At 49.9% G+C, this 24,611-nt stretch carries 22 protein-coding genes; 11 read left to right on the top strand and 11 right to left on the bottom strand.

Going from position 1 to position 24,611, the window contains the following annotated elements; all coding sequences use genetic code 11:
- Positions 1 to 43 precede the first annotated feature (43 nt).
- Positions 44 to 1,150, top strand: coding sequence for a DNA replication/repair protein RecF (gene recF, locus XMM383_RS03775; RefSeq protein WP_173483711.1), 1,107 nt, complete (start codon positions 44 to 46; stop codon positions 1,148 to 1,150).
- Entirely contained in the window at positions 1,143 to 3,566 is a 2,424-nt protein-coding gene (gene gyrB / locus XMM383_RS03780; RefSeq protein ID WP_173482174.1) for a DNA topoisomerase (ATP-hydrolyzing) subunit B, read from the top strand. The genes recF and gyrB overlap by 8 nt, the downstream gene beginning before the upstream one ends.
- Positions 3,567 to 3,694: 128 nt before the next feature.
- On the opposite strand, the gene XMM383_RS03785 is transcribed toward gyrB, so the two are convergent.
- The 8 genes from XMM383_RS03785 to def form a co-directional block, all read right to left on the bottom strand.
- Complete coding sequence (locus tag XMM383_RS03785; RefSeq protein ID WP_173482175.1) at positions 3,695 to 4,279, bottom strand: hypothetical protein; 585 nt, start codon at positions 4,277 to 4,279, stop codon at positions 3,695 to 3,697.
- A 114-nt stretch (positions 4,280 to 4,393) separates the two neighbouring features.
- Entirely contained in the window at positions 4,394 to 6,445 is a 2,052-nt protein-coding gene (glyS, locus tag XMM383_RS03790) for a glycine--tRNA ligase subunit beta (protein WP_173482176.1), read from the bottom strand.
- Positions 6,445 to 7,398, bottom strand: a complete 954-nt coding sequence (glyQ, locus tag XMM383_RS03795) for a glycine--tRNA ligase subunit alpha (protein ID WP_173482177.1) — start codon at positions 7,396 to 7,398, stop codon at positions 6,445 to 6,447. The genes glyS and glyQ overlap by 1 nt, the downstream gene beginning before the upstream one ends.
- Positions 7,399 to 7,500: 102 nt before the next feature.
- On the bottom strand, positions 7,501 to 8,949 hold the full coding sequence (locus tag XMM383_RS03800; RefSeq protein ID WP_173494539.1) for a TrkH family potassium uptake protein: 1,449 nt from the start codon (positions 8,947 to 8,949) through the stop codon (positions 7,501 to 7,503).
- 7 nt (positions 8,950 to 8,956) lie between these two features.
- The gene (gene trkA, locus XMM383_RS03805) at positions 8,957 to 10,351 is read right to left on the bottom strand and encodes a Trk system potassium transporter TrkA (protein ID WP_173484674.1); all 1,395 of its coding nucleotides are present in this window, start codon (positions 10,349 to 10,351) and stop codon (positions 8,957 to 8,959) included.
- A gap of 7 nt (positions 10,352 to 10,358) precedes the next feature.
- Entirely contained in the window at positions 10,359 to 11,669 is a 1,311-nt protein-coding gene (gene rsmB / locus XMM383_RS03810) for a 16S rRNA (cytosine(967)-C(5))-methyltransferase RsmB (RefSeq protein ID WP_173494540.1), read from the bottom strand.
- The gene (gene fmt / locus XMM383_RS03815; protein ID WP_217363584.1) at positions 11,662 to 12,594 is read right to left on the bottom strand and encodes a methionyl-tRNA formyltransferase; all 933 of its coding nucleotides are present in this window, start codon (positions 12,592 to 12,594) and stop codon (positions 11,662 to 11,664) included. The genes rsmB and fmt overlap by 8 nt, the downstream gene beginning before the upstream one ends.
- 57 nt (positions 12,595 to 12,651) lie before the next feature.
- A complete protein-coding gene (gene def, locus XMM383_RS03820; protein ID WP_173482181.1) occupies positions 12,652 to 13,167 on the bottom strand; it encodes a peptide deformylase in 516 nt (171 codons plus the stop codon).
- Between the two features lie 139 nt (positions 13,168 to 13,306).
- On the opposite strand from def, the gene XMM383_RS03825 reads away from it, so the two are divergent.
- The 6 genes from XMM383_RS03825 to XMM383_RS03850 all read left to right on the top strand — a co-directional run bounded on the left by XMM383_RS03825 (position 13,307) and on the right by XMM383_RS03850 (position 20,243).
- Positions 13,307 to 14,329, top strand: coding sequence for a LysM peptidoglycan-binding domain-containing protein (locus tag XMM383_RS03825; protein ID WP_254443072.1), 1,023 nt, complete (start codon positions 13,307 to 13,309; stop codon positions 14,327 to 14,329).
- 53 nt (positions 14,330 to 14,382) lie between these two features.
- Positions 14,383 to 15,456, top strand: coding sequence for a DNA-processing protein DprA (gene dprA, locus XMM383_RS03830; RefSeq protein ID WP_173489247.1), 1,074 nt, complete (start codon positions 14,383 to 14,385; stop codon positions 15,454 to 15,456).
- A 32-nt stretch (positions 15,457 to 15,488) separates the two neighbouring features.
- The gene (locus tag XMM383_RS03835; RefSeq protein WP_173482183.1) at positions 15,489 to 16,049 is read left to right on the top strand and encodes an L-threonylcarbamoyladenylate synthase; all 561 of its coding nucleotides are present in this window, start codon (positions 15,489 to 15,491) and stop codon (positions 16,047 to 16,049) included.
- A 15-nt stretch (positions 16,050 to 16,064) separates the two neighbouring features.
- Positions 16,065 to 16,985 carry an oxygen-dependent coproporphyrinogen oxidase gene (gene hemF / locus XMM383_RS03840; protein ID WP_173494541.1) on the top strand — a complete coding sequence of 307 codons (921 nt, stop codon included), beginning with the start codon at positions 16,065 to 16,067 and terminating at the stop codon, positions 16,983 to 16,985.
- A complete protein-coding gene (gene aroE / locus XMM383_RS03845) occupies positions 16,982 to 17,809 on the top strand; it encodes a shikimate dehydrogenase (RefSeq protein WP_173494542.1) in 828 nt (275 codons plus the stop codon). Before hemF ends, aroE begins: the two co-directional genes overlap by 4 nt.
- Before the next feature lie 64 nt (positions 17,810 to 17,873).
- Positions 17,874 to 20,243, top strand: a complete 2,370-nt coding sequence (locus XMM383_RS03850; RefSeq protein WP_173489244.1) for a Lon protease family protein — start codon at positions 17,874 to 17,876, stop codon at positions 20,241 to 20,243.
- Between the two features lie 130 nt (positions 20,244 to 20,373).
- Here XMM383_RS03850 and XMM383_RS03855 read toward each other — a convergent pair whose 3' ends face one another.
- Complete coding sequence (locus XMM383_RS03855; RefSeq protein WP_173484673.1) at positions 20,374 to 20,916, bottom strand: gamma carbonic anhydrase family protein; 543 nt, start codon at positions 20,914 to 20,916, stop codon at positions 20,374 to 20,376.
- A gap of 78 nt (positions 20,917 to 20,994) precedes the next feature.
- Between XMM383_RS03855 and prlC the strand changes: the two genes are divergently transcribed.
- From prlC to XMM383_RS03870, 3 genes are read left to right on the top strand one after another with little or no spacing between them, the layout of a single operon-like run.
- Entirely contained in the window at positions 20,995 to 23,025 is a 2,031-nt protein-coding gene (gene prlC, locus XMM383_RS03860) for an oligopeptidase A (RefSeq protein ID WP_173494543.1), read from the top strand.
- An 18-nt stretch (positions 23,026 to 23,043) separates the two neighbouring features.
- Positions 23,044 to 23,325 carry a YheV family putative zinc ribbon protein gene (locus XMM383_RS03865; protein WP_173482188.1) on the top strand — a complete coding sequence of 94 codons (282 nt, stop codon included), beginning with the start codon at positions 23,044 to 23,046 and terminating at the stop codon, positions 23,323 to 23,325.
- Between the two features lies 1 nt (position 23,326).
- Positions 23,327 to 23,929 (top strand): DNA-3-methyladenine glycosylase I, encoded by a 603-nt coding sequence (locus XMM383_RS03870; RefSeq protein ID WP_173494544.1) that lies wholly within the window; start codon positions 23,327 to 23,329, stop codon positions 23,927 to 23,929.
- Positions 23,930 to 23,947: 18 nt separating this feature from the next.
- Here XMM383_RS03870 and XMM383_RS03875 read toward each other — a convergent pair whose 3' ends face one another.
- Together XMM383_RS03875 and XMM383_RS03880 are read right to left on the bottom strand one after the other, a co-directional pair.
- Positions 23,948 to 24,232 carry a type II toxin-antitoxin system RelE/ParE family toxin gene (locus XMM383_RS03875; RefSeq protein ID WP_173494545.1) on the bottom strand — a complete coding sequence of 95 codons (285 nt, stop codon included), beginning with the start codon at positions 24,230 to 24,232 and terminating at the stop codon, positions 23,948 to 23,950.
- Complete coding sequence (locus tag XMM383_RS03880) at positions 24,229 to 24,513, bottom strand: damage-inducible protein J (RefSeq protein ID WP_173494546.1); 285 nt, start codon at positions 24,511 to 24,513, stop codon at positions 24,229 to 24,231. Before XMM383_RS03880 ends, XMM383_RS03875 begins: the two co-directional genes overlap by 4 nt.
- Between the last annotated feature and the right edge of the window lie 98 nt (positions 24,514 to 24,611).

Raw genomic sequence — 24,611 nt, forward strand, 5'->3', positions numbered from 1 at the left:
AACGCTTCAATAGAGGCCGTCCCTAGGGCGGCCTTTTCTGTTTATGCGCATCAAGCGACTACAACTCTCTAATCTTCGATCCATTCAATCCCTGGCCTTTGATGCGTCAGCGGATATCAACATCATTCACGGTCAAAACGGCAGCGGCAAAACCAGTATTCTGGAAGGTCTTCACTTCTTGTCTGTGGCCCGCTCATTCAGAACGCACCAGAGCCGATATGTCATCTCTGAGGGCCAACAACAACTGACCTGTTTTGCGAAGATTGAGGGTGAATCTGATTCCGGTGGTCTAGGTGTTGAACGAACCCAGCAGGGCGATGTGCGTGCCCGTTTCAGAGGTGAAGAGATCGACTTAACGGCCCTTGCTGGCTTAGTCCCGATGCAGGTGATCGACTCTGAAAGTTTCACACTTTTAGACGGTTCACCGTCTGTTAGACGACAATTTATCGATTGGGGTGGATTTCACCATTCTACGGGGTTTATTTCCGTCTGGAGAGGCTTTCAAAGAGCGTTAAAACAAAGGAATTCACTGCTAAAACGTGGTAATATTGATCGGTCGTTACGCGAGGTTTGGGATAGAGAATTTATCCTTCACGCAGAACGACTTACAGAGCTTCGAAGCGCTTATGTTGATGCCCTTTTACCGCACTTTACAGGCATTGCTGAGCAGTTGGTTCGAGAGGTCGTTACGGATCTACGTTTTAGCCCGGGTTGGGACAGAGATCAGGATCTACAGACTCTGTTAAATGAGAGTTTTGAACGTGATATGCGTCAGGGATTTACCTCCCTTGGGCCACAGCGTGCTGACCTTAAATTCAAGGTTGGAAGTCGCAGTGCCGCTGAGCACTTATCACGAGGCCAGAAGAAATTGGTCGTTAGTGCACTTAAACTTGCGCAGGGTCAGCTCTACGAGGCTACCCGAGGTCACTCCTGTATCTACTTGATCGATGACCTCCCTGCTGAGTTAGATAAAGAGCACCTGGCAACGTTTTGCTCGTTCTTGAAACAGAGCAACAGCCAAAGTTTTGTAACCTGTGTTGAGCCAAGCTCAATGCTAGAGGTATGGGGCGCAACTACTGACGGTGCCCTATTGAACGTCGATTCAGGTCAGTTAACTGCAAAGCAGACATTTGGAGAGATCTATGAGTGAATCAAACCAAGATTACGATTCGTCCAGTATTAAGGTTCTTAAAGGCCTTGATGCCGTGCGCAAGCGCCCAGGGATGTATATCGGTGATACCGACGACGGTAGTGGTTTGCATCACATGGTGTTCGAGCTGGTCGACAACGGCATTGATGAGGCACTCGCAGGTTTCTGTAGTGAGGTGGGCGTAACCATCCATGCTGACGAGAGTATTACCGTCAGCGATAATGGTCGCGGCATTCCGACGGATATCCACGAAGAGGAGGGTGTCTCTGCGGCCGAGGTTATCATGACGGTCCTCCACGCCGGTGGTAAGTTCGATGACAACACCTATAAAGTCTCAGGTGGTCTTCACGGTGTTGGTGTGTCGGTGGTAAACGCCCTGTCGACTGAGTTGCGTTTGACCATTCGTCGTGCTGGTCAGGTTCACGAGCAGGTTTACAACCACGGTGTACCGGCAGAGCCTCTAAAAGTGATCGGTGAGACGGATACCAGTGGTACGATCGTGCGCTTCTGGCCTAGCCCTGAAACCTTCACCAACATCGAGTTCCAGTACGACATTCTTGCTAAACGCCTTCGTGAACTCTCATTCCTTAACTCAGGCGTTCGTATTCGTCTTAAAGATGAGCGCTCTGGCCGTGAAGAAGTCTTTGAATACGAAGGTGGTCTAGCAGCCTTTGTTGATTTCCTTAACCAGAACAAATCGCCTATTAACAGTATCTTCCACTTCAATGCGATGCATGAAAATGGTGTTGGCGTTGAGGTCTCTCTACAGTGGAATGACTCATTCCAAGAGTCGATTCACTGTTTTGCCAACAACATCCCACAGCGTGATGGTGGTACCCACTTATCGGGCTTCCGCGCCTCCTTGACGCGTGGTTTGAACAGCTACATAGATTCTGAGTCGTTAAACAAAAAAGGCAATGTCAGCACCAGTGGTGATGACAGTCGTGAAGGTCTAACGGCGATCATCTCTGTTAAAGTGCCAGATCCTAAATTCTCTTCACAGACCAAAGATAAGCTGGTTTCGTCTGAAGTTAAGACAGCAGTCGAGCAGTTGATGGCAGAGCACTTCAATAACTACTTGCTAGAGAACCCATCTGAAGCGAAAGCGGTTGTGCAGAAGATGATGGATGCGGCGCGTGCCCGTGAAGCCGCGCGTAAAGCGCGTGAGATGACGCGTCGTAAAGGTGTGTTGGATATCGCTGGTCTACCGGGTAAATTGGCAGACTGCCAAGAGAAAGATCCGGCACTCTCTGAACTCTACTTGGTGGAGGGTGACTCGGCGGGTGGTTCTGCTAAGCAGGGCCGTGATCGTCGAACTCAAGCCATCCTTCCGCTTAAAGGTAAGATTCTTAACGTCGAGAAAGCACGTTTTGACAAGATGCTGACTTCAGCTGAAGTCGGTACTCTGATTACTGCACTAGGGTGTGGTATCGGCCGAGATGAGTTCAACGTTGAAAAACTTCGTTACCACAGCATCATTATCATGACCGATGCGGACGTCGATGGATCTCACATTCGTACCCTTCTATTGACCTTCTTCTTCCGTCAAATGCCAGAGTTGATTGAACGTGGCTACATCTACATTGCTCAGCCGCCTCTGTACAAAGTGAAGAAGGGCAAGCAAGAGCAGTACCTAAAAGATGATGAAGCGATGGATATGTACCTGCTTCAAGGTGCTTTGGAAGGTACTTCACTCTATCCTGCTGAAGATGCGCCTGCTATCACTGGTGCAGCGCTTGAGACGCTATTTGGTCGCTACCGTAAGGTGATGGCAATGATCAACCGTCTCTCGCGAATCTACCCAAGCCAGGCTTTGATGCAGTCACTCTATGTCCCGCGTTTGGCGGCCGATTCGCTGGGTGATAAAGCGACGGTAGAGGGTTGGGCTAAAGAGCTACAAGCTAAGCTAGATTCTATTGTTACGTCGGGTTCAGAAGTCTACACAGTGGATGTTGAGTACGACCAAGAGCACAGCTCTTATGTGCCGGTGGTTAATGTATTGCTTCACGGTATTACGAATGCGTTCCGTTTTGAGGCTGACTTCTTCCGCTCTAAAGATTACGACTTGATCGTTGATCTTGGGGCAGAGCTTTCTGGTCTGTTAGCGGATGGTGCTTACCTTCAGCGTGGCGAACGTCGTATGGATGTGACAGAGTTGGGCGAAGGCATTGAATGGTTGATGGGTCTTGCGCGTCGCGGCAGTAACATTCAACGCTACAAAGGATTGGGCGAGATGAACCCTGATCAGCTTTGGGAAACAACCATGGATCCTGATGCGCGCCGCATGCTTAAAGTGACGATCGAAGATGCTATCTCTGCTGATCAGTTGTTTACCACGTTGATGGGTGATGAGGTTGAGCCTCGTCGTGACTTTATCGAGTCCAACGCACTGAATGTCTCTAACCTAGATGTTTAATGTTTAGTATTTTAGAGAAAGGGCGCCTATAGGCGCCTTTTTAATTTGTTTCACGTGAAACAAACTCCTTGTTTCTATTTCTAAGTTTCAATCTTATTTGATAAAAAGTTTCACGTGAAACATTTGAATCAATCGTCGCTAAATTCACTGTGCATCGCTTGAGTGAATCCGTCCATTGAAAATCTAATAGTAAAATCAGAACTAGACTTCGGTTGATAGTCGATGAACGTATGGCTTTCAAACATGTTTAAAAGTAGCTGGTTGTCATTTGGGATGGTCGGTGTGACAAATTGAAGATCGGCCCGCTTATCGTCACAACTGGCAGTAAAAGAGATAGGTATCTGATTGACGAGTGAGTGATAAATAGAAGGGCTGCTAAGGCAATCACTGACGCTGAGAATGAAGCCGGTTGTTAGAGCTCCATCCGTGTCATCACCAAAATACACCGCATATTTATCAAATTCATTAATGCTTCGGTGGAGATGTGTCGCAGAGAGAGGCTTGTTAAGCATATTAAATGGAATCATTTCGAACCCAATATAACTGTTCAAACCAAGTGCATATTTGATCTCTTCACCATTCGGGTGCTGGTTAAAAATGATAATTCGATCATCCTCATTGGTTATGGGTTTATCTAGGAAAAGTGTGTAAAACACTAAAAGGCCAATAATGAAATAGGCGATGGCGGTGAGTTTGGGATTAACTTTTTGCATCTTGCATCCTTGCAGTCAGTGGTTTGATTCAACACTATGCAAAGTAGTAGAAAAGCAGATATTTACAAATAAAAAACCCGAGCAGTGCTCGGGTTTTTTGATGGCCAATTAAGTTTAGCCAGCCAATTCGGAGATATCGGCGATTCCACCAAATAGCTCTTTAAGTTGTTGCAGCATCGCAAGACGGTTTTGCTTAACGTCAGCGTCATCTGCCATGACACGAACCTCTTCGAAGAAGCGGTCGATTGGCTGACGAAGATCAGCTAGAGCTTGAAGAGCGCCCTGGTAATCGCCTTCACCTGTCATTGATGCAACTGAACTGCTTAAACCCTTGAGTGCTTGAGCAAGCTCTTTTTCAGCCTCATCAGATAGCAGTGCATCGTTGATAGCGGTAGACGGTGTAGAATCTAGTTTCGCAAGGATATTACCAACACGCTTGTTGCCAGCAATCAGTGCTGAGGCCGCTTCAAGTTGTGTAAAGGCCGCAACAGCATGAGCACGACGCACAAAGTCTAATGGTTTGCTTGGGCGAAGACCGTGGATCGACAGGTAGATCTCAGCGCTAATGCCCTCTTCTTCAAACCAGAAACGGAAGCGTTCCAGCATGAATTCAAAGACATTATCAGCAGCACTGTCCAAAGCAGGGAGTGCTTGGTAGTTTGATGCTGCAGTCTGAAGAAGCTCTTTAAGATCAAGATCTAACTCATGTTCAACGATAATACGAAGCACGCCCAATGCTGCACGACGCAGTGCAAATGGATCTTTAGAACCTGTAGGCGGCTGGTTGATCGCAAACAGACCGACTAGTGTGTCCAAGCGATCTGCCAAGGCTACAGCAATGCCCGTTTTAGAGGCAGGTAGATCGTCACCGGCAAACTTTGGCATGTACTGCTCGTAGATCGCCTGTGCAACTTCTTGCTCTTCACCATCGTGCAGTGCGAAGTGGTAACCCATAAGGCCCTGAAGCTCTGTGAACTCATAAACGGTATCTGTTAGCAAGTCACACTTAGCAAGCTGTGAAGCACGAGCGGCAAACGCTTCATTACCACCAATCAGCTTGGCAATGGCAGTGGCCGTTGCTTCAATGCGAGCAGCCTTGTCGGCGACTGTACCAAGCTCGTTTTGGAATACGACACTCTTTAGCTTCTCTAGGCGATCAATAAGAGGCGCCTTCTTGTCCGTCTCAAAGAAGAAAGCAGCATCAGCTAGGCGAGGGCGAATCACCTTCTCGTTGCCTGCAATCACTTGCTGAGGATCTTTAGACTCAATGTTTGAGATCGTAATGAAGTACGGCATCAACTTGTTGTTGCTATCGACAAGGTGGAAGTACTTCTGGTTCTCTTTCATTGAAAGGATTAGGACTTGCTCAGGTACCTCAAGGAAGCGCTCTTCAAAACGTCCAGCCAATGCAACAGGCCATTCGTTCAGTGCACAGACTTCGTCCAGAAGATCTTCATCGATATCAGCAGTTCCGCCAATACGAGCTGCTTCAGCTAGCACTTGTTCACGAATCATTTCGCGACGCTCAGCGAAGCTAGCCACAACTTTACCGGTGTTACGAAGCGTGGCAGCGTATTCACCTGCAGTCATCAGTTCAATGTCGTGTGGGTAGTGGAAGCGGTGGCCACGTGATTTACGGCCTGAAGTAACCTCAAGTAGAGTACAAGGTAGAACCTCATCACCCAGCAGCGCAACGATCCATTTAACAGGGCGGACAAACTCAGTACGGCTAGCCGCCCAACGCATACGCTTAGGAATCGGCAGCCCGCTCAAAGCGGTCTCAAGCATTCCTGGTAGAAGTTCTGCAGCAGGTTTACCAACCTCAGTACCGCGGTAGACGTAGTAGTCACCCTTGTCAGTATTCTCAATGACAAGGTCTTCAAGAGAGACACCGCAGCTGCCAGCAAAACCTTTAGCGGCTTGTTCAGGTGCTTTTGCAGAGGGTCCGCGTTTTTCAATGTTACGATCAGGCTGTTGGCTGTCTAGCTCTTTAACCAATACGGCCAAGCGACGTGGAGCAGCAAATAGCTCTAAAGATGAAAAGTTAAGCTGAGCATCGTTCAGTTGAGCCGTGAGGCTTTTACCCAGTGCGTCTGACAGAGAGAGAAGTGCACCTGGTGGTAGCTCTTCAGTACCCAGTTCAAATAGGAAATCTTGATTACTCATTACTCGGCTCCCTCCAGTGATGCTAGGACTTCTTGGCGAATAGACTCTTCTGCCATTGGGAAACCAAGCTCTTTACGCTTGTTGTAGTAAGCTTCGGCAACACCGCGAGCTAAGGTACGAACACGAAGAATGTAACGTTGACGCTCAGTCGCAGAGATCGCGTGACGCGCATCCAGTAAGTTGAAGGTATGCGATGCCTTCATGACCTGTTCATAAGCCGGTAGCGGTAAGCCGACATCCAGCAGTTTTTGACACTCTTTTTCGTAGTGCTCAAAGTTGCTGAATAGGTGTGGCACATCGGCGTATTCAAAGTTGTAAGTCGACTGCTCGACTTCATTTTGGTGGAATACATCGCCGTAGGTTACAACGGTACCGTCCGGTGCCTTAGACCAAATCAGATCGTACACACTGTCTACCTCTTGAACGTACATTGCTAGACGCTCTAGACCGTAGGTGATTTCGCCAGTGACCGGGTAACACTCAAGACCGCCAACCTGTTGGAAGTAAGTGAACTGAGTGACTTCCATGCCATTCAGCCAGACTTCCCAACCAAGACCCCAAGCACCCAATGTAGGTGATTCCCAGTTGTCTTCTACAAAGCGTACATCGTGTGTCAAAAGATCAAAGCCAAGACGCTCAAGCGAACCAAGGTAGAGCTCTTGGAAATTGTCTGGGTGAGGCTTCATCACAACCTGAAATTGGTAGTAGTGTTGAAGACGGTTTGGGTTCTCACCGTAACGGCCATCGGTTGGGCGTCGGCTTGGTTGAACGTAAGCTGAGTTCCAGCTCTCTGGGCCGATAGCACGCAGAGTGGTAGAAGGGTGGAAAGTACCAGCACCCACTTCCATATCCAGTGGCTGAACAATTACACAGCCTTGCTCGGCCCAATACTGTTGTAGGGCAAAGATAAGACCTTGGAAGGTGCTTACATCAGGTTTGACAGTGTCGGTCACGACAGAAGTCCTCGGCTAGGATTTTTTGCAAAAAATTAGCCGAGAATTATACAGCATTCCTTAAGAATTTAAGAGGGGCGTAACCCTATCCATTTAATAGGGTTATCGGCGCCAGAAAGCCGGTGTTAGTAGGACTAATAAGGTAAACACCTCAAGACGTCCTAGCAACATCGCAAAGACCAAAATCCATTTGGCGGTAGTCGGTATGTCACCATAGTGTGCCGCAACATCACCAAGGCCTGGACCAAGGTTGTTGAGCGTAGCGCCCACTGCCGACCAGGCGGTTACCTGATCCAGTCCAGTGGCTAGCAGTGCAACTAGCATCACCACAAAGACGATCAAGTAGACCGAGAAAAATCCCCAAACCGCTTCAAGCACCTTGTTCGAAATTGGGCGTCTTCCCAGCTTCACAGGCATGATCGCGTTCGGGTGAATTAGGCGCACAATCTCACGGTAACCCTGTTTTAGAATCAGCAGTAGACGTATCTGTTTCATACCGCCACCCGTCGATCCTGCACAGCCTCCGGCAAAGGCTGCCAAGAAGAGTAAGAAGGGCAGCATGGCGGGCCAGTGTGCAAAGTCCGCGACGGCAAAGCCGGTCGTCGTTGCAATGGAGACAACCATAAAGACCGCTTTGCGAAGCGCCTCAATCGATTCGTAGGTGCCGGTAAAGTCGAGTACAAACAGCGTAAACAGCGACAGGCTGATCAGAGAGAAGAGGTAGAACTTGAACTCTGGATCTGAGAAGTAGTGGGCGACACTATGCTGTCGCCAAGCGGCAAAGTGAAGGCCGAAGTTGATCCCCGAAAGCACCATAAAGAGTACACAAATCATCTCGATCAGTGCGCTGTCATAGAATCCAATACTGGCATCGTGTGTTGAGAACCCGCCAATGGCAACAGTAGAGAAACTGTGGCCAATCGCATCGAACAGCTCCATTCCTGCCGCCCAGTAGCCCAGTGCGCAGGCAATCGTCAGCGTCAGGTAGATGTTCCAAAGCGCTTTGGCAGTTTCGGTGATTCTAGGTGTCAGCTTTGAATCTTTAACCGGGCCAGGTGTTTCAGCGCGGTAGAGCTGCATCCCACCGATGCCCAGCATTGGCAGTATCGCGACGGCTAGTACGATGATACCCATACCACCCAACCACTGCAGCTGCTGTCGATAGTAGAGCAGGGACTTGGGAAGCGTATCCAGTCCAGTGATGACGGTCGCTCCTGTTGTCGTCAGACCAGAGACGGCCTCAAACAGAGCGTCGGTAAAGGTAAGGTTTGTTTCGGCCGAAAAGTAGATAGGTAACGAACCGAAGAAGCCCAGTACCGTCCAGAATAGAACGGTAATTAAGAATCCGTCGCGTGTTCTAAGGTCTTGGTGGACTCGCATGAAGGGGAGCCAGATTAAGAAACCGGTACACAGAGTGACGAAGAAAGCCCCAACAAATGCTTGAATATTGCCATCGTCGTAGATCATCGAGACGAGGGCTGGCGGAAGCTGAGTGATGCTGAATATCATCAACAGCAGGCCAAGTATTCTGAGAATCACTTTGAAGTGCATGGGAGCCTCAGAAGAAGGTTAGGCCGACGGTAAAGAGCTTCTCTACCTCGCCAATTTGACGGTTATCGATAAGGAACAGAATGACGTGGTCGCCATCTTCAACCACGACGTCATCGTGGGCAATCAATACCTGGTTGTCTCTCACAATGGCACCGATGGTCGCACCCGCGGGTAGCGCAATATCCTCAATGGCGCGCCCAACTACTTTAGAGCTTGACGGGTCACCGTGGGCGATCGCTTCAATCGCCTCTGCAGCACCACGGCGCAGTGAGTGAACCGCTGCCACATCGCCGCGACGAACGTGGGCCAGTAGGGCGCCAATGGTGGTCTGTTGTGGTGATATGGCAATGTCGATAACGCCACCCTGGACAAGGTCAACATAGGCCGGGTTGTTGATCAGCGTCATCACCTTTCTGGCGCCTAAACGTTTGGCCAGCATCGATGCCATGATGTTAGCTTCGTCGTCGTTGGTTAGGGCACAGAAGACATCGACATCATCAATGTTCTCTTCGAGAAGCAGTTCCGAATCAGAAGCGCTGCCATGCAGAACAATGGTGCGATTTAGATCGCGTGCCAAGTGGTTGCATCGATCTAGGCTTCGTTCAATCAGTTTGACCTGGAAGTCATCCTCAATCGATTCAGCTAGTCGGAATCCGATGTTGCCACCTCCGGCAATCATGATGCGTTTGTAAGGGTTATCTAATCGGCGCAGTTCGCCCATAACCGAACGTATATCGCCGGCAGCGGCAATAAAGAAGACCTCATCGTCCGCCTCAATGACCGTGTCACCGGTTGGAATAATAGGGCGATCCTGTCTGAAAATGGCTGCCACACGGGTGTCGACATTGGGCATGTGCGCTCTAAGCAGTGCGATCTCACGACCCACCAGCGGGCCACCGTAATAGGCTTTCACGGCAACCAATTGCGCTGCGCCATCGGCAAAATCGAGAACCTGAAGGGCACCTGGGTGATGGATCATCCTAGCAATGTGTTGTGTCACCAAGTGCTCAGGGCTGATCAAAACATCTATTGGGATGCCGGCAACGTTGTTCTCTTTCTGCGTATTGAAGAGCTTACCTTCTGAATAGTTGTAAGCTTGGTCACGAACTCGGGCAATCAACTTTGGTACGCGAAAATGCGACCAAGCGACCTGGCAGGCAACCATGTTGATCTCATCTGAGTTAGTCACTGCGATCAACATGTCGGCATCTTCTACGCCAGCGCTATGCAGAATAGTTGGCAGCGAAGCTTGACCTTCAACCGTACGAATATCTAGGCGGTCTGCAAGTTCTCTGAGTCTTGGGCCATCGACATCAATGACAGTAATATCGTTGGATTCACTGGCGAGATGCTCTGCTAGAGAGCCACCCACCTGTCCTGCACCCAGAATAACAACGTTCATGTAGAGCTTAAGCCTCTTCTATTCGCTTGATGCGGGCGTAGTAGAAGCCATCATGGCCTCCATTTTGTGGAAACAGCTGCCGACCGGCAGGTCTCTCTATGCCCCATTCTGCGACTATTTTGCACTCTTTAGCATCCGAGTGCTCTTTCAAAAATCGTTCGACAACACGCTCGTTCTCTTGTGTGAACACTGAGCAGGTTGCATACAGCAATGTACCACCAGGCTTGAGCATATCCCATAGGTTATTAAGGATCTCAAGTTGAGTGGTTGCAAGACCCAGGAGATCTTCGTTACGACGCAGTACTTTGATGTCAGGATTACGACGAATGACACCGGTAGCACTACAGGGCGCATCCACCAGAATGCGATCGTAAGCGTCACCGCTCCACCAATCCCGTTGAGCGGCATCACCGACAATGACACCCGCACTCTGCTCTAGTCGTTCTAAATTCTCTTCGATGCGCGCGACTCGTCGAGGCTCTAACTCCAGCGCATCGATCTCAATATCATCTTCCAGTTCAAGAAGGTGGCAGAGTTTTCCACCGGGAGCGGTACAGGCATCGAGTATGCGTTCGCCCGCTTTTACACCCAGCAGTTTTGCAGCCAATTGTGCCGCTTCATCCTGAACCGAGACATGCCCCTCAGCAAAGTGTGGAAGCTTATCCACAGAGCAGGGCGACGTTAGGTAGATGGCATCGCTTGAGAACAATCCAGCGGTTGCTTCGATTTCTGCACTGTTCAGTATCTTAAGGTATGAATCACGATCGCTTTTCGAACGATTGACCCGCAGACACATCGGTGGGCTCTGATCGTTTTCGGTCATTATGCTTTGCCAGTGATCGGGCCAGTTGTGCTTGAGTTTAGCGATTATCCACTCAGGGTGATTCCAGCGGCCAGTCTCGGTCTGCTGGATATCAGCTTCTAAACTATCTTTTTCACGCTGGTAACGACGCAACACGGCGTTCAACAGTTTGGCGGCCCAAGGCTTACCCATCTGCTTAGCGCCTTCAACGGTTTCGTTGATGACAGCATGTTCAGCCGTCGAGAGATGTCTCAATTGGTAGAGCGCGCTCAACAGTAGGGCAAAGACGTCAGTGTCCTCTTCTCTAAAAGGCTTGCGCAGACACTCACGGCTGAGCGCTTCAAGCTGTGGATAGAAACGAAGCGTGCCGTAGCAGATCTCTTGAAACAGAGCGCGGTCACGAGGTTCAACTCGAGAGAGCATGCCTGGCAGTCGGCTAGAGAGTGAACCGTTGTGTTGTAACAGCTGCGATAGAAAAACAGCCACTTGCACCCTTAGGTTAGCGGTATTACTCAAAGCGCATACCCTCTACAAACGGGTGGTTGTTTGAATTGAGAAGGGCCGACGCTTCAGTGGCGCGACCGCCTGGCATCTGAATGGTTTTGATCAGCAAAGAGCCTTCGCCACACCCGATCAGGACGCCCTGTTTATCGGCTTTGATCAGAGCACCAGCATCACCGGCTTCTGATTGTGCTTCCGCTCTCCAGATGCGGACGCTTTTATCATCAAGGGATGTGTAAGCCACCGGCCAAGGAGAGAGGCCGCGAACTTGACGGGCGATCGCGTCTGCCGACTCAGTCCAGTCGATTTTACCTTCAGCTTTCTCAAGCTTATTGGCGTAGTTAGCTAACGCATCGTCTTGAATTTCTGGAGTTAACTCGCCTGCTAACAGTGCAGGTAGTTGCTCAACCAGCATATTGGAGCCGAGTACTGCTAATCGATCATGCAGTTCTCCGCTACTCTCCTGTTTATCGATTGGCGTAAACACCTTAGCCAGCATAGGCCCAGTATCCAGCCCAGCCTCCATCTGCATCAGCGTCACACCGGTCTCTTTGTCACCTGCCAGCAGTGCACGGTGGATCGGAGCAGCACCACGCCAACGCGGTAGAATAGAGGCGTGTACGTTAACGCAACCCAGTTTTGGTGTATCCAATACAACCTGCGGCAGTATCAAGCCGTAGGCAACAACAATCATTAAATCAGCGTCGATCGCAGCCAGTTCCGCCTGAGCCGCTTCATCACGCAGTGAGAGTGGTTGAAACACGGGAATATTTGCTTGCAGTGCAATCTGCTTAACGGGGCTCGCTTGTAACTTCCTACCACGGCCCGCTGGTCGATCGGGTTGGGTGTAAACGGCTACCACATCAAAGCCGGAATCGATCAGAGCCTGTAGATGAGAGGCGGCAAAATCTGGGGTTCCGGCAAAAATAATTTTAGACAATTCGATATCCTAAAATGAAACAGGCTTGCCAAGGTGAGCGGCAAGCCTGTCTGATCTTTAAGCCTGAGCGGCTTCTAATTTATGTTTCTTCTCGAGTTTTCCGCGGATTCGATCACGTTTTAATCGAGAGATATGGTCAACAAATAGCTTACCATTCAGATGATCCAGCTCGTGCTGAATACAGACCGCTAGCAAACCGTCAGCAATTAACTCATAAGGTTCGCCATCACGACCAATCGCATTCAGCTTAACGCGCTCTGGGCGAACGACGTTTTCGTAGAAGCCAGGGACAGAGAGGCAACCCTCTTGCATCTGTTCAGTCTCGTCGGTTAACACTTCAAAAGAGGGGTTAATTAGAACCAGTGGCTCATTGCCCTCTTCGGATATATCGATTACGACGATCTGTTTATGAATATTGACCTGTGTTGCGGCCAGACCAATGCCCGGAGCGTCGTACATGGTTTCAAACATGTCATCGATGATCTTGCGTACCTCATCATCGACCGTCTCAACCGGTTCAGCAATGGTGCGAAGGCGCGGGTCTGGGAACTCTAAAATTTTAAGCAGTGCCATACCGTTTAGTGATCTCTCTCAATCGGATAACTAGTAACATTGTTAATATTGTCTATTATACCTATTAGGACTCTGTTTGCATGTGGTACACGTTAAGCAGTGCAATCGAATAGATAAGCGTCAAACGCTGAAGGACAGTATGTTTAAACGGATAAAACAGATCGCTGCCGTTGCATTGGGTTTAACCTCTATGCTGGTGCAAGCTGACACCATCAAGTTGGCGCAAGATGCCCCCTCGGAATACACCGTTGTTAAAGGGGATACCCTGTGGGATATCTCCGCGCGTTTTCTCAAAAGCCCTTGGCTCTGGCCTAAGGTTTGGGAAGTAAACTCGCAGATCTACAACCCTCATCTGATCTATCCTGGAGATGTCATCTACCTCTACTGGGAAGATGGTGAGCCACGCCTAGGTCGTAAACCAGGTACTCTGGTATTAACGCCTGAGGTTAAAGTCGTGCCACGCGAAGAGGCTATCGCTTCGATCCCTCTGCGTGATGTACAAGCCTTTCTCAATGATAGCCGAGTGGTTGATAATCAAATGTTAGCGGATGCGCCCTACGTGCTGGGTGGTAAAAACCAACGCATCCTCGCTGCCAATGATGATCGAGTCTATGTTCGAGGTGAGTTATTAGATGACAGTCGTCAGCAATCTCTCTACCGTCCTTTGATCGAGTATGTAGATCCCAACACCGGTGAGTCTTTAGGTTATGAGCTACACCGCGTCGCTGATGCGCTGGTACGTGGTTCTGAAGGCGACACAATCAGTGTTGATATTCGCAACAGTACTGAAGAGGTGCGTTTAAAAGATATTCTGATTCCAACCGGCGAAGCGCCGTTGGTGACTCGGTTTATGCCGCGCCCGGGTCCAGAGCTCGAAAATGTTGAAGTCATCGCCGTATTAAATGGCGTTGCCAACATTGGTCAGTTTAACAGTGTCACAATCAATGCTGGCGAGCGCGAAGGAATCGAACCAGGCAGTGTCTACGCGATCTACAATCGTGGCGAAGAGATTCGTGACCCTAAAACAGGTGAAAAACTTCAACTACCAGCCGAGCGTGCCGGTGAGTTGATGGTCTACAAAACCTTCGACAAGGTCAGTTATGCACTGGTGATGCGTGCAACCGAAGTGATTCAGGTTGGCGACCCGCTTCGTCAGCCTTAACGTCACAATATTAGACAATCGCTGCACATGGATGTGCAGTGTCAGGAGCAAGGATGCCAGCCGAATCGATCGACTGGGTTGCACTGCGCCTTTTGGCTATGCGACCCGCTTCCAATTTAAAATTCATTCAACACACTGACTGGCCTGATCGGCTAAAAGACTCTAAGTGCTTAATAGAGCAGTTAGAGCTTTTTAACGAAAGTCAGTTCGCTGTCAGGCAGATAAAGTCACTCTACGATCATGCCGAAAAGCATCTAAATGTCATTAAAAACATAGATTGTGACGTTATCTGCTTTGAAGATAGCCGTTATCCCGAATTGCTTAAATCGATCTACGATCCGCCCGTGGTGCTCTTCTCAAAAGGCAATGTGCAAGCATTGAGCGACCCTCAAGTCGCTATGGTGGGTGGGCGAAAATCATCCAGCTTGGCCCGTGCAACCGCACAGCGATTTGCTCAAGAGTTAACCCAATCCGGCGTACATGTCACCAGTGGATTAGCCATAGGCATTGATCACGCAGCTCATCTCGGCGCAATACAAGCCGGCCCCGGTTCAACAATCGCCGTTATGGCAAACGGCCCAGATCTGGTTTATCCACAACGGCATCAACGGCTGGCCCAGCAGATATTGGACTCAGGCGGGCTGTTAGTCACTGAGCAGTTGCCCGGTATCCAGCCCAGGCCCTACCTATTTCCAGAGCGTAATCGCATCATCAGTGGTATGAGTTTGGGAACCCTAGTCGTTGAAGCCGCTATTAAGAGTGGATCACTGGTCACGGCGCGTTTGGCGCTGGAGCAGGGGCGGGAGGTATTTGCCATACCGGGTGCGATTACCAATGAGCTTGCAAGAGGCTGTCACCATCTCATTAAAGAGGGAGCTCAGTTGGTTGAAACGGTTTCCGAAATATTGGCGTCACTCTATCTACCGCTTACTACAGATCGTGTTGAGACGCCGCCCATTGAGTCTGAGGATCCCATAATCCGTGCACTGCATCAGCAGCCGTTAACTGCCGATCAGCTTGCAGCAAAGCTCAGTATTCCGATTGGGCAGCTTCAACGTCTGCTCGTGGAACTAGAAATCTCAGGAATTATTGGCCGAGAGGGAGCCCGTTACGTCGTTCTTCGGTAGAATAGCGTTTTTTCCAAAGTAAGATTCTGATTATGGTGAATGATTGGAGCATTAAACAGGCCGTAGAAGTGGTCCAGCAGGGTGGCGTAATTGCCTATCCTACAGAGGCGGTTTGGGGGTTAGGTTGTGACCCTTGGAACGAGCATGCCGTGAAACATCTGTTAGCGGTTAAACGCCGCCCTATGCATAAGGGCTTAATATTAGTGGCAGCCAATATTGGACAGGTTGAACCACTGCTGCAGAATCTGACAGCCGAGCAGCGTCAGGTTGTTGAGGCAAGCTGGCCTGGACCCAATACCTGGTTGATACCGGATACCGACGAGATGATCCCTGAGTGGGTTAAAGGCCAGCACAGCTCTGTTGCTGTTCGTGTCTCTGCACATCCCATCGTGCAGGCGCTCTGCAACCGTGCCGATATGCCGTTGGTATCAACCTCGGCTAACCCCTCATCTGCAGTACCTGCAAAGAGTAAGTTGAGAGTAAGTACTTACTTTGGAAATAGAATTAATTATCGTGTTCAGGGCGCATTAGGCGATTCGGATCGACCATCCGTGATTCGTGATGCACTGACTGGACAGACCCTACGAGTTTAGAGACGGAGATTGCGAATGAGCAAACCGAGCGTAGCAGAAGTAAAAGCCTTCTTAATGGATCTTCAGGATCGTATCTGTAATGAACTGGCAGCAGCCGATGGTGGCGCTGAGTTTGTTGAGGACTCTTGGGATCGACCCGAAGGCGGCGGTGGCCGAAGCCGAGTCATTACCAACGGTGCGGTGTTTGAAAAGGGCGGCGTTAACTTTTCGCATGTTCACGGTAATCAGATGCCTGCATCGGCAACTGCGCACCGTCCTGAGCTTCAAGGCCGTAACTTTGAAGCGATGGGTGTCAGCCTTGTGATGCACCCTAAAAATCCTAAAGTGCCGACCTCACATGCCAATGTTCGTTTCTTCATTGCGGAGAAAGAGGGCGAAGAGCCAGTTTGGTGGTTCGGTGGCGGATTTGATTTGACCCCTTACTACGGCAATGAAGAGGATTGTGTTTTTTGGCACCAAGTGGCTAAAGACGCTTGTGACCCTTTTGGTGACGATGTCTACCCTCGCTATAAAAAGTGGTGTGATGACTACTTCTTCTTGAAGCATCGTGGTGAGCCTCGCGGTATCGGCGGCCTCTTCTTTGATGACCTGAATGAGTTGGGTTTTGATCAAAGTTTTGCGCTGATGCAGTCCATTGGTAATGCCTACACTAAAGCCTATGTACCGATTGTCGAGCGCCGTCGTGATGAGCGTTATGGTGAAGCCGAGCGTGATTTCCAATTACACCGTCGCGGCCGTTACGTTGAATTCAACCTAGTGTTTGACCGTGGCACTCTGTTTGGATTGCAGACCGGTGGCCGAACCGAATCGATTCTGATGTCGCTTCCACCGGAAGTGCGCTGGGACTACAACTGGGCGCCTGAACCCGGTACAGAAGAGGCGCGTTTGACTGATTACTACCTGCAATCTAGAGACTGGTTAGGCTTAGAAGCATGATCGATCAGTACCGAGTGACAGGCAATCCGATCAAACATAGCCTGTCACCCAGAATTCATAGCCACTTTGCTCAGACAACGGGTGAGTCTCTGAACTACACCGCTCAGCTGTTAGAGGCGGATACCTTTACGGACACGCTGAGGGTTCAACTGACCTCTGGAGAGATCAAGGGCTCTAATGTGACCCTGCCGTTTAAAGAGCTGGCTTGGCAGCTTGCACAGGAGCGCACGGCGCGCGCAGAGACAGCCGGTGCAGCCAATACTCTCTGGTTAAATGAGCAGGGCGAAATTTGTGCTGATAACACCGACGGCATTGGTCTGTTAACTGATCTAAAGAACAACTTGGGTTTGGAATTAGCCGGCAAACGCGTCTTGATACTGGGTGCAGGTGGTGCTGTGCGTGGTGTCATTCAGCCGATGTTAGAAGCTCAGGTTGCTAGCGTTGTGATAGCGAATCGCACGGTATCAAAAGCTCAGGTTATTGCCGATGTCTTTGCGGGCGCTCCCGTCTCTGCTTGCGGCTATGAAGACATTACTGGGCCGGCTTTCGATCTGATCGTCAATGGCACTTCGGCCAGTATTGGCGGTGACTTGCCCCCTGTGCCTGCTGAAGCGATCGATGCCAACAGTTGTGGTTACGACATGATGTACGGTGCCGAACAGACGCCATTTTGTGCCTGGTGCGAACAGCATGGTGCACGTGCCATAGACGGTCTGGGTATGTTGGTTGAACAAGCGGCAGAGTCCTTCGCAATTTGGCGAGGGGTAAAACCCGAAACAGCCGAGATTCTTAATCAGCTCAGATCCGAACTGCAACACAAATAGCATTGACTTAGAGGGGGGAGCGCTTCAGTCTAAGGGTATCAATTCGCTGTATTGGATGCCCCGCATGGAAAAGCTAGCCCCGCTCTCAGTCGATCAACTCTACCGTACCTGCGATACCGATCTTCTCCCGTTTAAAACCACCGATAACCTAGAGGGCTTCGCCGGCTTCTTTGGTCAAGATCGTGCGCTTGAAGCGATGGAGTTTGGGGTAGGTATGAACCGCCCCGGCTACAATCTGTTTGTGATGGGTAACCCGCACACAGGGCGATTCTCTTTTGCGATGGAGAATCTGCGTGAGGCAGCCAAAAGCCAATCCAAGCCATACGATTGGTGTTACCTGAAGAACATCCAAGACACCCGTCATCCACAAGCGCTGCGCCTCCCAGCCGGTAAAGCCGTTAAGTTGCAGCACGATCTTAGTAAGCTTCTTAACCGTGTCGTCACTGAGCTGCCTGCTGCCTTTGAAAGTCCCGCCTATCAGCGTGAAAAATCTAAGATTGAACGTGACTTCAACCGTCTCTATGACAAAGCAGTAGAGACGGTCGAGAAGCAGGGGCGTGAATACTCCATCGCCGTTTATCGTGATGCGGGCACGATTGGATTTACGCCCGTAGCGGAAGGGCAAGCCATCGATGAGGCGGTCTTTTCGGCGCTTCCGGAAGAGATCCGTGACGCCTTTTCAACACACATATCCGAACTGGAAGAGCTGCTTAATGAGCAACTGACAGAGATGCCACGCTGGCGCCGTGAGGCCGCTGAAGCACTACGTTACCTCGATCGTGACACCGCTCGTCACGCAATTAAACCCCTGTTTGAAGAGGTGCGAGGTGAATATTCAAACCTGAAGGGGGTGAACAGCTACCTTGAAGATGTAGAGCGTGATCTGATTCGTAACGCCGGTGAGATGATTGCGGAGGGGATTTTTGAGAACAAATCCGAGACGGCTCGTCGCGAATTCATGAACGAGAACTACGGTCTTAATCTGCTCGTGGATAATGAGAAGACCAAAGGCGCACCAGTGGTCTATGAGGCGCATCCAAGTTACGAAAATCTGTTTGGGCGCATCGAGTACAACAGTGAAATGGGTGCTATGATCACCAACTACCGTCTGATTCGTCCGGGTGCACTGCATCGAGCCAATGGTGGTTACTTGATCATTGAAGCGGAAAAACTCTTTGAGCAACCCTTTGTCTATGGCGCCTTGAAGCGAGCGTTAAAAGCGCATGCGATTCGCATCGAAAACCCAGTCAGTGAGTATGCCGGTATCAGCACCGTAACGCTCTCACCTGAGGAGATCGATCTGGATGTGAAGATCGTCCTCATTGGCGCCCGTAACATCTACTACCTCTTACAAGAGCTCGATCATGACTTCGAAAAGATGTTCCGTGTTGTGGTCGATTTTGAAGAGGATGTCGAGCGCACACCGGCGACCATTCGCCAGTACGCCCGTCTAATGAGCACGCTGGCCAAAGAGGAGAAGCTAGCACCGTTAACTCGTGAAGCGGTAGCGCGACTGGTTGAGCACTCCTCTAGACTGGCGGGTGATCAAGATCTTCTATCGGCGCATATCGGTGAATTAGTCGATCTACTCTGTGAAGCGGACTACCGTCGCGCTAAATCGAATGACAAATACATCGATGCGGCACACGTCGACGCGGCACTGTCGTCCAAAGAGCGTCGAACCGGGCGTCTCTCTGAAAAGATCCAAGAGGGTATTACCAACGAGACCGTTTTGATCGACACGGATGGTGAAGCGATCGGTAAATCCAATGGTTTGACGGTTCTGCAGGTTGGTGATGTTAGCTTTGGTTCGCCGGCGCGTATTACCGCAACGGTACACCCCGGTAGTCGTGGCATCGTCGATATTGAGCGTGAAGTCACACTCGGCCAACCGATTCACTCAAAAGGGGTGTTAATTCTGTCCGGTTACCTGGGTCACCGTTACGCTAAAGAGTTCCCGTTAGCGATCTCGGCCAGCATAGCGATGGAGCAATCCTACGGTTATGTGGACGGTGATAGTGCCTCAATGGCGGAGATCTGTACCCTGATCTCAGCGTTAACGCACATACCGATCAAACAGCAGTTCGCGATGACCGGATCCATCAACCAATACGGTGAAGTTCAGGCGATTGGTGGTGTTAACGAGAAGATTGAAGGTTTCTATCAACTCTGTGAGTCTCGCGGTTTAACCGGTAGACAGGGTGTGATCATTCCCAAAGCGAACGTACGCAACTTGATGCTGAAACAGGAAGTGGTGGATGCCGTGAAAGAGGGGCTCTTCTCAATCTACTCAGTCGCAACCGTTGATGAAGCGCTGGAGCTTCTAATGGGTCGCAGCGCAGGTAAAGAGAAAGCCGACGGCGTGTTCACCCAACGCTCTATTGGTGCTGAAGTGGTTAAACGCTTGCGTGAGTTGTCTAAGGCGAAGGCTTAGTCTATTTAGTCTCTGCCGTTTCTTAGAGTGGGGTCAGACCACAGGTCAGACCCCTGTTGGAGTCTTCTCGCAGAGGAGACGATGAGATATCGCCTCATTTCGCTTCGCTCAATAAAGCTCCAGCAAATTTTTAATTTGCCCAATCCTCGGCCAGATGCTCATTCTTCAGCTTCACATAGTTGGCAGCAGAGTAGCTGAAGTAGCTCATCTCTTTTTCGGTCAGGTCGCGAACTGCTTTGGCAGGGCGGCCCATGTAGAGCTTGCCACTCTCTAGACGCTTACCTGGCGGTACAAGCGCGCCGGCACCGACAACGACATCATCTTCAACGATTGCGCCATCCATTACCGTCGCTGACATACCAATCAGGACACGGTTGCCTATGGTGCAGCCGTGCAGCATCGCCATGTGACCGATGGTCACTTCATCGCCAATAATCAACGGATAGCCGTCAGGGTTATAGCTGCTGGCATGAGTGATGTGCAGGATTGCTCCGTCCTGAACATTGGTGCGAGCGCCGATACGAATATGGTTCATATCGCCACGTATCGCTGTCAGTGGCCAAACGGATGCGTCATCACCCAGCACCACATCCCCAATGACAACCGCACTGGGGTCAACAAATACCTTATCACCTAGGGTTGGGCTGATGCCTTTAAAAGGACGTAGTTTCATATCGCATTCCTTGAATAACTGATCCGCTCACCCCATTGTATAGTAAAGCGTATAGAGTTTTTGATCTCGGAGAGACCGATGAGTAACCCACTGTTAGAACCATCTTCACTGCCACAATTCAGTACCATCAAACCTGAGCATGTTGTTCCCGCCGTCGATGAGCTATTGCAGCGTAACCGTGAGCGTATTGCAAAGATGACTGAACAACCACTGATGGATTGGCAGAGTTTAGTGGGTGAACTGGAACAGCTAAATGATGAATTAGCTCAAGCCTGGTCTCCGGTCTCTCATCTCAACGCCGTGGCGAATACCGATGAGATGCGCGAAGCGTATAACGCCTGCCTACCTAAACTGTCTGAATACTTTACTGAGCTTGGCCAGAATAAAAAACTCTATGAAGCGTACGAACAATTTAGTCAAAGTGCGGCCTTCTCTGAACTTTCAAATGCTCAAAAGAAAGTGATTACTAACTCAATTCGTGACTTCCGTCTAGCGGGTATTGGTCTGCCAGAAGAGCAGCAAAAACGTTACGCCGAGCTTCAACTAAAACTCTCTGAGTTGACCACGAAGTTTTCTGAAAACGTCTTGGATGCGACGCAGGGTTGGACCAAGCATATTATCGATGAGACCGAGTTAGCTGGGTTGCCCGATCATGTCCTTGAAGCGGCTAAGCAGGCGGCTGAAAGTGAACAGTTAGAGGGCTGGGTGCTAACACTCGACTTCCCTGTTTATCATGCCGTGATGCTGCAGGCTGATAATCGTCAGCTGCGTGAAGAGTTCTATACGGCCTATGCGACTCGTGCTTCTGATCAGGGGCCAAAAGCGGGTGAGTGGGATAACACCGATCTCATTGAGCAGATCCTGACACTGCGCCTTGAGTTGGCGAAGCTGCTTGGGTTTAGTAATTACGCGGAATATTCACTGGCCACTAAAATGGCTCAATCTACCGATCAGGTGGTGAACTTCCTTGAGGACTTAGCAGCTAAAAGCCGTCCTCAAGCCGCTAAAGAGTTAGAAGAGCTGACCGCTTTTGCTCAATCAGAAGAGGGTATGAGCGATCTGCAAGCTTGGGATATCACCTACTATGCAGAGAAGCTGAAACAGCAACGCTTCAACATTTCCCAGCAAGAGCTGCGTCCCTACTTCCCACTCCCTAAAGTGTTGGATGGACTGTTCGCAGTGACTGAGCGACTTTTTGGTGTCAGCGTTACTGAACTGAAAGAGTTTGATACCTACCATGACGATGTTCGACTGTTTGAGTTGAAGCGTGATGGTCAGGTTCTAGCTAACTGCTACCTAGATCCATTCGCTCGTGCCGGTAAACGTGGTGGCGCATGGATGGATGACTGTCGTGTACGCCGTAACATCAATGGTGATATTCAACTGCCCGTGGCGTATCTAGTCTGTAACTTCACGGCGCCGTTAGAGGGCCAGCCTGCGCTACTAACCCATGATGAGGTAACGACACTATTCCACGAGTTTGGCCACGGTCTACATCACATGCTGACGCAAATGGAGCATGCCGATATCAGTGGAATCAATGGTGTGGCCTGGGACGCTGTTGAACTGCCCAGTCAGTTCATGGAGAACTGGTGTTGGGAGCCAGAAGCGTTGGCACTGATCTCAGGTCACCATGAGACAGGTGAGCCTCTGCCAGAAGATATGCTGAATCGCATGCTTTCGGCTAAGCATTTCCAATCGGGCATGATGATGGTGCGTCAGCTTGAGTTCTCACTGTTCGATTTCATCCTACACCGTGATTTTGAGCCTGGCCAAACGTCAGTACAGTCTGTTTTGAACAGTGTTCGTGAACAGGTGGCAGTATTGAACCCACCTGCATTCAACCGCTTTCAGCACAGCTTTAGCCACATCTTCGCAGGCGGCTATGCGGCCGGCTATTACAGCTATAAATGGGCTGAAGTTCTATCGGCCGACGCTTTCTCTCGTTTCGAAGAGGAGGGTATCTTTAATCAGGAGACTGGTGCATCCTTCAGAACCGAAATTCTTGAGAAGGGCGGTTCTAAAGAGCCAATGGAGCTATTTGTCGCGTTCCGTGGCCGTGAACCTGAAGTGGATGCTTTGCTTCGCCACTCAGGTATTGCCGCTTAATTCAGCGAAGGAGCTGATATGAAACCAGTTAAACGCTTTGTCGCCGGTGTGGTCTGTCCACGCTGTGCCGCTATGGATAGTACACGAATGTACCGCGACGAAGAGCGTGAGTATCGTGAATGTGTTAAATGTGGGTTTGAAGACAGCATGCGCCTTGATGGCCGTCCAGAACCCAAAGAGCTAGAGACCCGAGTCTCTAAAGAGGGTGTGGACCCGCTAAAGAATACACCAGCAACCGAAGTTGAAGCTCAGCCACTGCAGTTCTTTACCAACCCTAATTTGCAGAAAAAGGATCACTGACGTGAGCCAAGATGCTGATATCTGTGGCTGGGCACGTCAGTCCGAGATAGAGCATCGTTACCACGACGAAGAGTGGGGTTTGTTGCGAACCGATGATCGAACACTGTTTGAGTTTATGGTTCTAGAGTCCGCTCAAGCGGGTTTAAGCTGGCGCACTGTATTAAATAAACGCGAAGGCTATCGTCACCACTATCGTAATTTTGAACCCGAGCGAGTGGCTCAGTTTGGGGAGAAAGAGATAGAGGCGATGCTAGCTGACGCGGGCGTTATTCGTAATCGCGCCAAAATCGAAGCTTCTATTAATAATGCTAAGCAATTTTTGGCTATTTCGACGGAGTTCGGTGGTTTTGCTAGCTACTTGTGGTCATTTATGGAAGCTAAAGTGATCGTAAACAGACCCAAAACGCTAGCCGATATACCTGCAGAAACCGATCTCTCAAAGCAGATTGCGAAAGATCTAAAGAGACGTGGCGTTCGTTTCTTCGGCTCAACCATCGTCTACGCCTACCTTCAGGCCACCGGCTTTGTTAACGATCATTTAGAGACCTGCCCCGCCTACCAGCGCTGCATCGACTTATGCCCCGGTGTCTGGCCTTCAGCCTGACACCACATTACGGTCAGGTTAAACAGATAGGTGAGGAAATTGCTGCTTTTGATGCAGAACTCTTAATATGTGAATACCTCGATCTGAGATTTCATAAGCTACAATCAAAGAAAGCTCTGGCAATATTAACCGACGTCCGCGAACTCCCTCTCGTTTAATACCCAACTTAGGATGATCTAAGAGGTTAGAAACCTGCTTAACGATTAAATCATCAGTTTTCTCAGCCACCTCGGGATTGTATTGGTAAAGATAGGCGAATATCTTCTCACGATCATTAAGCGATTCTTGCTCCCATAGAATCATGCTTTGTTAGCCGCACGGATTTTAGCTTTGCGCTTGTCCATTTCGATCTCGGCATCATTTCCAGTATAAAAAGTAGTACTGCCGGCATCGTATCGAGCAAAAGCTTCATTGATTTGATCGGCAAGCCAGCTTTCTTGATTGGCAACCTTTCTCTGCTCTTCAGCAAGTTGTTCGGTAAGTTCTCGGCATGCATCACTCAAAGTTCGACCTTGGCTTGCAGCCATTTTCTGCGCAAGTTGTTTTGTCTCTTCATCAACGCGGAACTGAATTCGACTTTCCATAGAAACCTCGATATTTGTCATGACAAACGTCAGTACGGATAGGGTATCACTATTTCAGTTTGATACAACTTTTTAAAAGGCGCCCGCCTGTAGGAACG

It is taken from the genome of Marinobacterium sp. xm-m-383 (assembly GCF_013283255.1).
Lineage (GTDB): Bacteria > Pseudomonadota > Gammaproteobacteria > Pseudomonadales > Balneatricaceae > Marinobacterium_E.

Coding starts and splice junctions, on each gene's coding strand:
- prlC (WP_173494543.1), top strand. CDS start 20,995: ATGAGTAACCCACTGTTAGAACCATCTTCACTGCCACAATTCAGTACC.
- trkA (WP_173484674.1), bottom strand. CDS start 10,351: ATGAACGTTGTTATTCTGGGTGCAGGACAGGTGGGTGGCTCTCTAGCA.
- XMM383_RS03880 (WP_173494546.1), bottom strand. CDS start 24,513: ATGGAAAGTCGAATTCAGTTCCGCGTTGATGAAGAGACAAAACAACTT.
- XMM383_RS03875 (WP_173494545.1), bottom strand. CDS start 24,232: ATGATTCTATGGGAGCAAGAATCGCTTAATGATCGTGAGAAGATATTC.
- XMM383_RS03825 (WP_254443072.1), top strand. CDS start 13,307: ATGTTTAAACGGATAAAACAGATCGCTGCCGTTGCATTGGGTTTAACC.
- def (WP_173482181.1), bottom strand. CDS start 13,167: ATGGCACTGCTTAAAATTTTAGAGTTCCCAGACCCGCGCCTTCGCACC.
- hemF (WP_173494541.1), top strand. CDS start 16,065: ATGAGCAAACCGAGCGTAGCAGAAGTAAAAGCCTTCTTAATGGATCTT.
- XMM383_RS03785 (WP_173482175.1), bottom strand. CDS start 4,279: ATGCAAAAAGTTAATCCCAAACTCACCGCCATCGCCTATTTCATTATT.
- recF (WP_173483711.1), top strand. CDS start 44: ATGCGCATCAAGCGACTACAACTCTCTAATCTTCGATCCATTCAATCC.
- XMM383_RS03850 (WP_173489244.1), top strand. CDS start 17,874: ATGGAAAAGCTAGCCCCGCTCTCAGTCGATCAACTCTACCGTACCTGC.
- XMM383_RS03865 (WP_173482188.1), top strand. CDS start 23,044: ATGAAACCAGTTAAACGCTTTGTCGCCGGTGTGGTCTGTCCACGCTGT.
- XMM383_RS03800 (WP_173494539.1), bottom strand. CDS start 8,949: ATGCACTTCAAAGTGATTCTCAGAATACTTGGCCTGCTGTTGATGATA.
- glyS (WP_173482176.1), bottom strand. CDS start 6,445: ATGAGTAATCAAGATTTCCTATTTGAACTGGGTACTGAAGAGCTACCA.
- gyrB (WP_173482174.1), top strand. CDS start 1,143: ATGAGTGAATCAAACCAAGATTACGATTCGTCCAGTATTAAGGTTCTT.
- XMM383_RS03835 (WP_173482183.1), top strand. CDS start 15,489: ATGGTGAATGATTGGAGCATTAAACAGGCCGTAGAAGTGGTCCAGCAG.
- dprA (WP_173489247.1), top strand. CDS start 14,383: ATGCCAGCCGAATCGATCGACTGGGTTGCACTGCGCCTTTTGGCTATG.
- XMM383_RS03855 (WP_173484673.1), bottom strand. CDS start 20,916: ATGAAACTACGTCCTTTTAAAGGCATCAGCCCAACCCTAGGTGATAAG.
- aroE (WP_173494542.1), top strand. CDS start 16,982: ATGATCGATCAGTACCGAGTGACAGGCAATCCGATCAAACATAGCCTG.